Below are 2,190 nucleotides of genomic sequence, written 5' to 3'. Positions count from 1 at the left end.
CGACCGCGGACCACGACCTCGACGCGCCCGTCGGCCACGGCCGGGCCCACGTCGAGGCGGCCGCCGAACCCGATCCGCAGCACGTCGAGACCGTCGGGCGTGCACAGCGCCCGTACCGCGAGCGGCGTGCGCCGGCGGTCCACGTCGTCGGCGATCGCGCGCCACGCGGTGGCCAGGTCGAAGTCTGCGGGCCGCTGCACGGGGTCGTCGGTCGGCTCGACCGCCGACACCCGGTCGACCCGGAACGTGCGCCGCCCGGCGGCGGTGTCGCCGACCAGGTACCAGGACGCGCCCTGCGCGACGACGCCGAGCGGGTGGACGGTCCGCGTGCTCGCGGCGCCCACCGCGTCGACGTAGCCGAGCCGCACCTGCACGCCGCGGACCACGGCGTCCTGCACCGCGTCGAGGTGGTGGGGGGTGCGGTGCTCGACGTGCCCCGACCCCCACCCGCGCGGGTCCACCACCACGGACGACGACGCAGCCTCGGCCTGGTCGCGGAACGGCTCGGGGAGCGCGCGGACGAGCTTGCGCAGCGCGCTCCGCACGGCGGGCGTCGCGGCCGAGGCCGGGCCGGCGACGAGGAACAGTGCACGGACCTCGGCCGCCGTCAGGCCCGTGAGGTCGGTGCGAGCCCCGCCGACCAGACGCCAGCCACCGCCGCGGCCCTGCACCGAGTACACGGGGACGCCGGCCGTGCCGAGCGCGTCGAGGTCGCGGCGCGCGGTGCGCTCGGACACCTCGAGCTCGCGCGCGACCTCCGCCGCCGTCACGTGCTCGCGGCGCTGCAGCAGCAGGAGGAGGGCCATCAGACGGTCGGCGCGCACGTCGTGAGACTGCCAGGGAAACCGGTCACGAGATGGCCGGTTCTGCCGGTCAGCATGACGCCCATGACCACACAGACAGGTGCACCGACCGTCCCGACCGACTTCCCCGAGCCCACGCTCGTCGCCGTCGACGGCGTCGAGCTCGAGGTGTTCGAGGCCGGCCCGCGCGGAGGGCGCGCCGTCGTCCTCTGCCACGGCTGGCCCGAGCACGCCTGGTCGTGGCGGCACCAGGTCCCGGCCCTCGCGGCGGCGGGCTACCACGTGATCGTCCCGAACCAGCGCGGCTACGGCCGGTCGTCGTGCCCGACCGAGGTCACCGACTACGACCTGACGCACCTCACGGGCGACCTCGTCGCGCTCCTCGACCACTACGGCCACGACGACGCGACGTTCGTGGGCCACGACTGGGGCGCGTTCGTGGTGTGGGGCCTCGCGCTGCTGCATCCCGAGCGCCTCAACGGCGTCGTCGCGCTGAGCCTGCCGTACCAGGAGCGCGGCGAGCGGCCGTGGGTCGAGGTCATGGCGGAGGTGCTCGGCGACGACTTCTACTTCGTCCACTTCAACCGTCGCCCGGGCGTCGCGGACGCGGTCTTCGACGAGGACCCGGCGCGCTTCCTCGGCAACCTCTTCCGGACGGACGTGCCGCCGGCACCGCCCGGGCCGGGCATGGCCCTCGTCGACCTCGCCCGCGCGGACGCACCGCCCGGCGCACCCCTCCTGAGCGACGACGACCTCGCCGTCTTCGTGCGGTCCTTCGAGCGCACGGGGTTCACGGGCAGCGTCAGCTGGTACCGCAACCTCGACCGCAACTGGCACCTGCTCGCCGACGTCGACCCCGTCGTCCGGCAGCCGGCGCTCATGGTCTACGGGGCCCGGGACACGATCGCGCCAGCACCTCGCCTCACGACGTTCGTGCCGCAGGTGGAGGTCGTCACGCTCGACACCGGCCACTGGATCCAGCAGGAGCGGCCGGCCGAGACGACCGCGCTGCTCCTCGCGTGGCTCGCGCGGCAGGACCGCACCGCGTAGCGCGCGTCGGGCGGGCGTCGCGCGGGGACTCCGGTTTTCGCGCGACGCCCGCGACGGTCGGTCGCCAGGATGGCGGGTGATGGACGAGATCGAGATCGTGGTCGCGCACCGGCAGCGCACGACGCTGCGCGTCGGCGACCTGTTCCTCAAGGTCGACGCGCACCCGACGCGGACCGCCGTCGAGGTGCGGGCGATGGCGCTCGCACCTGTCCCGACCCCGCGGGTCGTCTGGCACCAGCCGCCCGTCCTCGCGATCGCCGCCGTGCCCGGCCGGGCGCTCGGCGTGCTGGGCGAGCCGTCGCCCGCGTCGTCGGCCGCGTGGGCGGCGACCGGGGAG

The 2,190-nt window shown here is 75.5% G+C and carries 2 protein-coding genes and 1 pseudogene; 2 read left to right on the top strand and 1 reads right to left on the bottom strand.

Going from position 1 to position 2,190, the window contains the following annotated elements; genetic code table 11:
- Nucleotides 1-806 (bottom strand): helix-turn-helix transcriptional regulator (locus HGA02_RS17165; protein ID WP_210728741.1); only part of this gene is annotated, 806 nt, incomplete at its 3' end.
- Between the two features lie 81 nt (nucleotides 807-887).
- Here HGA02_RS17165 and HGA02_RS17160 point away from each other — a divergent pair.
- Nucleotides 888-1,853, top strand: a complete 966-nt coding sequence (locus HGA02_RS17160) for an alpha/beta fold hydrolase (RefSeq protein ID WP_168680398.1) — start codon at nucleotides 888-890, stop codon at nucleotides 1,851-1,853.
- Nucleotides 1,854-1,932: 79 nt separating this feature from the next.
- Nucleotides 1,933-2,190: pseudogene (locus tag HGA02_RS17155) on the top strand (aminoglycoside phosphotransferase family protein); the annotation flags it as partial.

Source organism: Cellulomonas septica (genome assembly GCF_012396155.1).
Lineage (GTDB): Bacteria > Actinomycetota > Actinomycetes > Actinomycetales > Cellulomonadaceae > Cellulomonas > Cellulomonas septica.
Note: the sequence above shows the minus strand (reverse complement) of the source record. Positions and strands in the feature narration are given on the sequence as shown.